The sequence below is a fragment of the Streptomyces canus genome (assembly GCF_001514145.1).
In the GTDB taxonomy this organism is placed as follows: Bacteria; Actinomycetota; Actinomycetes; order Streptomycetales; family Streptomycetaceae; genus Streptomyces; species Streptomyces canus.
In genome coordinates this window covers 21,202-27,201 of sequence record NZ_KQ948695.1, presented here as the reverse complement: position 1 = coordinate 27,201, position 6,000 = coordinate 21,202, and the positions used below count along the sequence as shown (strand labels likewise).

Here is a 6,000-nt window from a genome sequence, read left to right as displayed (position 1 = left end):
ACAGCCGCGATCCGAGTGAAAGATCACCGGCCGGGCGGGGCGACGCTCGCGGCAGGCGGACCGGAGAGCTCCGGCGACCAGCTCGGTCCGCAGGTGGTCGGCGGTGGACCAGCCGACCACCCGGAACTCGCCGCCACCAGAGGGAGCGAACAAGCGGTCCGGGGCCGCCTGGCAGAGAGGCTTCCCGTGCCCCGGTCAGATGACGTTGACGGCGTCGAGGAAGCGGGCGGCTAGTTCGCTGTCGCCGGTGACCGTCACGCCACGGTCGCGCCAGGACGACCGCTGTGTACCCCAGTCGGGGAAGGTCAGCGCGGGGGCGGTGACGTGCGCGGCGACCGTCCCGTCGGAGGGAGCCAGGCCGCCTGCCTCATCGAACCACCAGGTCCCGCCGCCGGGGCCGGTGAGAGTCAGCGCTACGCGGGCGTCGAGCCCGGCGACTGGCGCCTTCGCGACCTGCTTGCTCAGTACGGCGATCATCCACGTCAGGACCGCGCGCATGCGGTCCGCGTCGGTGGACGGCACGGGCCGGCCGAGGGCGGGGGCCATGTCGTGGCGCAGGTGGGTGTGGTGGTCGAAGACGAGTGCGCCGCCGATCATCAGACCCAGGGGGTGGCGGCCGAGTTCGGCCATCGGCACCCGCACTCGGGCGGCGGGTGTGCGTCGGACGACGTCGAGGAGTGTGGTGGCTCGCCGGCCGGCGCGCTGGTACTCGGCCATCACCTTGGCACGGCTCCAGTGGCGCCGTCGGTCGACGGGGTCTTCGTTAGCCTGTTCAAGGCTGGCGGCGAAGCTCGTGCGTAGCCCGGCGGGTGTGTAGAAGCTCCGCGCCGTCGCACCGATGTGGGCGGCGACGTCGGCGATGCGCCATCCGGCCGCGGCGCTGGGCGCGCTCCACTCGTCGTCGGTGAGGCTGCTGGTGAAGCTCAGCATCTCGGCGCGTTCGGCGCGCAGGGCGGCGGTTATGTTCGGCAGGTCCGCGGCGGGCAGGCGCTTGCTCATGTCGTTGGCTTGTCTGATTGCGGGGCGGGGCGGCGGATGGCCTCTACGGCCGTGTCGTAGAGGTCGAAGGTGTCCGCCTGTCCGCCCAGGCGCATCCACTCCTCTGTCGCCGCCTGGAGGCACGTGATCGCCGCGGTCGCGATCGCGCGCGCCTGCAGGGCGCGGCGGTCGGAGTCGGGCAGTCGCGGTTCGATCAGCGGTGCGAACAGGTCCTGCCAGCGGGCCTGCTTCTCGGCGTGGCCGGCGCGCAGGGATTCGTTGCCGAACAGCAGTGTGATCATCTCGAGCCGGCGCTCGGCGGTGAGGTCGATCTCCTCGAGCACCTGGAACGCCGCACGCAGCGAGGTCCAGACGTCTTCGTCGGCCGGGCGCTCGGCGAGCCGCGCGGCTATCAGTTCCCCTTGCTCGGACAGGCCGTTGAGCGCGAGGTCTTCCTTGCTGCGGAAGTAGTTGAACAGGGTCCGTTTGGAGACACCTGCCGCGGCGGCGATCTCGTCGAGCGTCGTGTCGTCGTACCCCTTGGCGGCGAAGAGTTCGAGGGCGGTTTTGGCGAGGAGCGCGCGAACCACCGAGCGGGTCTGCTCACGAAGGGGTGCCGGTTTCTGGGCCATGCACCGATGGTACATGTCTTCGCCAGATGCATCTATTTGCACTCAGTGCAAGAAAATGCGTAGAGTGCAAGTATGAGCAAAATCGACTATCGCCGTCAGACCGTCATCGTCACCGGAGCGAGCTCCGGGCTCGGCGCGGAATTCGCCCGCCAGCTGGCCCGGCGCGGCGCGGATCTCGTCCTCGTCGCCCGCCGGGCGGACCGGCTCAAGGACCTGGCCGACGAACTCACCCACGCCCACGGCGTCACGGTGACGGTCGTCGCCCGCGACCTCGGCCAGCCCGACGCCGGCCGCACACTGCGCGCCGAACTCGAATCCCGTGGCATCCACGCCACCGGACTGGTCAACAACGCCGGCTTCGGCACCCACAACGCCCTCACCGACGAGGACCCGGACCGCCTGCAAAGCATGATCGCGCTGAACGTCAGCGCGCTGGTCGACCTCAGCCGCGCCTACATAGACCCGCTGACCTCCGCCGACACCGGCATCCTGATCAACGTCGCCAGCCTGCTGGGCTTCCAGCCGACCCCGTACCTGAGCGTCTACGGCGCCACCAAGGCCTTCGTCCTCAGCTTCACCGAATCGCTGTGGGAGGAGACCCACGACACGGGCCTGCGTGTTCTGGCCGTGTGCCCCGGCGCCACGAAAACTGAGTTCTACGACGCCGCCGGCAGCGAGACGGCCGACTACGGCGCGAAGCGAGTCACCCCCGACCACGTCGTCAGGACCGCCCTCGACACGCTCGACCGTCGCTCCGCGCCCCCGTCGGTCATCACCAACGGCCGCCCGCTCGCCCTCGCCAGCAAGATCCTTCCACGCCGCCTGATCGTCCGCTTCATGGGCCGCATGGCCCGCCGCTGACCGGCGCCAGCAGTCGGCCCCAGCAGTCGCCCTGCCCAGCAACAAAGGAACACCCTCATGGCCATCACAGAAGTCGACCCCACGCCATAGGCGCGGGCGACCTGCACGGATGCGGCGGCGTCGGTGAGGCTCGCGCAAGAGAAGTCGCAAGAGATGCCACAGGAGAAGACGTAAGAGTTGGTGCAGGAGATGTTGCCGCGCGTCAGACCGGAGCGCGGTTCGAAGAGCAGTACCTGTGCTCCGTGGCAGCTTCATACGACTCCCCCGGACTTGACCGACGCGCAGGACCAACTCCGTCAGGTCCGTGCCGATCTGCGGACGCTCTACCGGCGGGTGCCGTGGTCGGCCGAACCGCTGGACGCGTGGGAGACGCACGAGAACGACTGGCGACAGGCGTCCCGCCCCGCCTCCCCCGGCTGGGATCCCCAGGGCGCGGCGGAGATCGCCCGACTACGGAAGCGGGAATTCGAACTCGCCACGGCGATCGTCACCCACTCGTACTGGAACGAGTTCGCCGACGCCTAGCGCTCTGACCGAGGTGGTTCACCGGGTTCCTGCCCGCTCGTCTGAAGGACCCATAGGCGGACGGTGTTGAGGTCCCCGCTGGGTGGGGCGGGGACTTCGATGTCCTCAGTGGTGGAACAGCCGGAGGCCGGTGCGGGCGAGAGCGATCTGATGCTCGCGGCACGCGTCCTCCACTTCGCTGGAACGGATCGATCCTCCTGGTTCGGCGATGTAGCCGACGCCGTGCCGGTGGGCGTGGTCGACGTTGTCGCGGAACGGCAGGGCACCGTCCGAGACGAACGCCACCTGCGTCAGGGCCGCCAGCCACTGCGTGCGCTGCTTGTCCGTCAGCTCAGGTGCGGGTGCGGGTGCGGACAGTACTGTCGACATGCGTGTGCTCTCGTCCGGGGTGAGGTCGCCCTCGATGAAGCGGATCTGCCAGTTGATCCGGTCCTGGCGCCGGACGTGCGGCTGGAAGGCGAGTGCACGGACTGCCGGGTGGCGTCGCAGCCACCAGGTGTCAGTCTTCGCGCCGGCCAGGCGGGTGCAGTCCACGCGGGACTGCTGGCCGGCGCCGATCCCGAGGGTCGCCCCGCCTCGTAGGTAGCACACGGAGTTGGACTGGGTGTAGCGCAGGACGGCCAGGCCCAGAAGGAGATCCTCCGCTGCCGTCGCAGGCAGCGTGCCGCACACGACGTCATCCAGCAGCGTGGTGGAGAGCGTCACGTCGTCGCGTTGCTGGGTCAGCCGTAGGCCGAACACCTCCCGTGCCTCGTGCTGCGGGGGCGTGTAGGTCTCGTCGGCTTCCATGACCAGGAACCGGCCGTTCTTCTTCTTGCTGAGCGTCGCGACGGTGCCGGGAGCGTAGCCGGGGGCGATGATGCCGTCGCAGACCACGCTGGTCAGCAGTTCGGCGAGTTCGGCGTCGACCGGGTGCGAGACGGCGGCGAAATCGCCGTAGGAGGATTTCGGATCGGCATCGCGGGCCCGCAGGTAGGCGCTGGTGAGCGCCCCGACACTGGCGCGGCCGATGCCGTAGAGCTCGGCGGTGACGTCGTCGACGGGTCCGGCGACCGCGGCTCCGGCGGGCGAGACGTGCTTGAAGGACGTAGCGGCCGGTCGATTCAGCGCACGGCTGGCCTCCAGCACCAGTTGCCAGCTGTTGAGTGCGTCGAGCATGTTGATGTAGGACGGGTTGCCCTGCAGCACCCGGACCGGCCATGGGCCAGGCTGCACCGGTGCAGTTGTGGCCGCCCGCTGCTGCGGGTTGGTTCCGTAACGCAGATCCACGTCATAGCCTCCTGTGTCAGTCGGACATCACTGACGCAGGCGCCCAGGCGGTCGACGCTCACGCGGGAAAGCGGCCGCTCCCCGGTGGTTGTGTCCACCTTCGCCAGTTGCGGCCGGGCCAGATCTTACCCGCAGAGACAGCTCGGAGGTTCTGCGGTCATGCCGCCAGCGCCAGGGGACGTCCGCCCCACCTGATGCCTTTCTCACTGCGGATGCGGGCGCGCTCGTGCCTTTGGGCGGCGAGGACCTCGGGGTGGCGGGCGTTGGCATTGCGCCAACGCAGGTAGGAGTGCAGGGCGCGGGTCTGGACGGTGTGATCAGGGTGGTTCGAGTTGGCCAGGGTGAACTGCCGCAGGGCCCGAGGTGAGCCTCGATCGGGTTGGCCCAGGAGGCGTTGGTCGGGGTGAAACACAGTTCGACCTTGTGTTTCTTCGCCCAGGCGCGGATTTTCGCTCCCCTGGGGGCGGAGCTGGCACTGCCACAGCTTCGCCCGCAACACCGCGGCCTCGCCGACCACGTTGCCCAGGCTGTCATGCGGCTGCCATTTCCCCGGCCCACGTCTGCGCGTGCTCCAGCACGAGGAACAGCTCCTCCGAGGCCGGGAACCGCTCGTACGCCGGATCCCCGCCCAACTCGTGCAGCTCCCGCAGACGATGGACGATTCGACCGGTCTTGATCTCTCCCAGACGGATCGGGGGCGCTTCGGTCGGGGCGTCCTGGCGCCCTTCACGGCTTTCCTCATCACGCCCGAAGTCTTCGCCACCAGTCGGGTCCCCATCTGGGAGCCGACCATGACCACCCGAACCGACGACGTCATGTGACTGAGCGCTTCCACAAGCTCAAGCCGGTGCCGTCGCTGTGACTGACGCGCGGCCGCCCGATTCGGGTGGACCCTGCGAGGCCCACCCGAATCAGCAGAACGGTCGGAACTCCTTGAAATCGGGCGTCGGGCGAGGGTCGGGCAGCCGGTAGGCGCCGGTCCGCGGCCGACCGCCGGCCGGGTCGGTGGTCCCGTCGGCCAGAGCGCCCGGCCTCGGACGCCACCCAAGATTGGTCTCGAAGTACCCCACGGCAGCGCCGACCGATGGCCACCAGACATCGTCGAGCAGCACGATGCCGCCAGGTCGGACGATCTCGCCCAGGAAGTGGAGGTCGACGAAAACGTTGTGGAAGTGGTGGCTGCCGTCGACGAACGCCGCGTCCGCGACGAAACCCGCGTCGGCCAACCGGGCAAGGAAGCGCTGCGATGGTTCGGTCACCAGCTCGGCGATGTCGTCCAGGCCGGCGCTGCGCAGCAGCTCCCACCCGACACCGTCGTACGCCGTGTACTGGAACGGGTCGATCACCACATGCCGAGGGTTCCGTGAACCGGTGCGCAGCAGCGCCTCGCCAATGGCCAGCGCCGAGCTGGCGTAGGCGAGCCCGATCTCGACGACCGTGCCGACTCGTTCTTCCACCAGAAGGTCAAGTACCTGATCACAGTCGCTCTCCGGCAGCGTGACGGTGGCGAAGTCCGGACCGCCATCGGGACTCCGCGGCGGCCCGTGCTTGCTGAGCTCGCGACGTATTGCGGCCACTCGGTCCGGCCACTCGTCTCCGACTCCGCCCGGTTGCACGATCGAGTTCACCAGCCACACTCCTTCTGGCTGAGGGCACGGGACGTGGTCAACTGTGACACCCAGAGCGGCCAACTGAAGCGCTCAGTCATACGCCGGTGTACAGGGGTTCACTCTTC

The 6,000-nt window shown here is 68.9% G+C and carries 7 protein-coding genes, 1 pseudogene and 1 riboswitch; of the genes and pseudogenes, 3 read left to right on the top strand and 5 right to left on the bottom strand.

The genetic code is table 11. From position 1 onward, the window contains the following. Positions 1-195: 195 nt before the first annotated feature. Both AQJ46_RS50700 and AQJ46_RS50695 read right to left on the bottom strand, forming a co-directional pair. Positions 196-999 (bottom strand): maleylpyruvate isomerase family mycothiol-dependent enzyme, encoded by an 804-nt coding sequence (locus AQJ46_RS50700; protein WP_059212142.1) that lies wholly within the window; start codon positions 997-999, stop codon positions 196-198. Next, positions 996-1,610 carry a TetR/AcrR family transcriptional regulator gene (locus AQJ46_RS50695; protein WP_063803982.1) on the bottom strand — a complete coding sequence of 205 codons (615 nt, stop codon included), beginning with the start codon at positions 1,608-1,610 and terminating at the stop codon, positions 996-998. Before AQJ46_RS50695 ends, AQJ46_RS50700 begins: the two co-directional genes overlap by 4 nt. Before the next feature lie 72 nt (positions 1,611-1,682). Between AQJ46_RS50695 and AQJ46_RS50690 the strand changes: the two genes are divergently transcribed. Together AQJ46_RS50690 and AQJ46_RS53850 are read left to right on the top strand one after the other, a co-directional pair. Beyond that, positions 1,683-2,471 carry an SDR family NAD(P)-dependent oxidoreductase gene (locus AQJ46_RS50690; protein WP_059212140.1) on the top strand — a complete coding sequence of 263 codons (789 nt, stop codon included), beginning with the start codon at positions 1,683-1,685 and terminating at the stop codon, positions 2,469-2,471. 270 nt (positions 2,472-2,741) lie between these two features. After that, positions 2,742-2,996 carry a hypothetical protein gene (locus AQJ46_RS53850; protein ID WP_059212139.1) on the top strand — a complete coding sequence of 85 codons (255 nt, stop codon included), beginning with the start codon at positions 2,742-2,744 and terminating at the stop codon, positions 2,994-2,996. A gap of 105 nt (positions 2,997-3,101) precedes the next feature. On the opposite strand, the gene AQJ46_RS50680 is transcribed toward AQJ46_RS53850, so the two are convergent. After that, positions 3,102-4,265: a phosphoribosylaminoimidazolecarboxamide formyltransferase gene (locus AQJ46_RS50680; RefSeq protein ID WP_059212138.1), complete on the bottom strand. Its 1,164-nt coding sequence runs from the start codon at positions 4,263-4,265 to the stop codon at positions 3,102-3,104. A 34-nt stretch (positions 4,266-4,299) separates the two neighbouring features. Next, positions 4,300-4,386: riboswitch (ZMP/ZTP riboswitch) on the bottom strand. A gap of 36 nt (positions 4,387-4,422) precedes the next feature. Continuing rightward, a pseudogene (locus AQJ46_RS53845) lies at positions 4,423-4,712 on the bottom strand (IS630 family transposase); the annotation flags it as partial. Positions 4,713-4,831: 119 nt separating this feature from the next. Between AQJ46_RS53845 and AQJ46_RS50675 the strand changes: the two are divergent. Beyond that, a complete protein-coding gene (locus tag AQJ46_RS50675; RefSeq protein ID WP_159064277.1) occupies positions 4,832-5,086 on the top strand; it encodes a hypothetical protein in 255 nt (84 codons plus the stop codon). A 90-nt stretch (positions 5,087-5,176) separates the two neighbouring features. Here the strand turns inward: AQJ46_RS50675 and AQJ46_RS50670 are convergent, their stop codons facing one another. Next, positions 5,177-5,893 carry a class I SAM-dependent methyltransferase gene (locus tag AQJ46_RS50670; protein WP_225887675.1) on the bottom strand — a complete coding sequence of 239 codons (717 nt, stop codon included), beginning with the start codon at positions 5,891-5,893 and terminating at the stop codon, positions 5,177-5,179. Positions 5,894-6,000 lie beyond the last annotated feature (107 nt).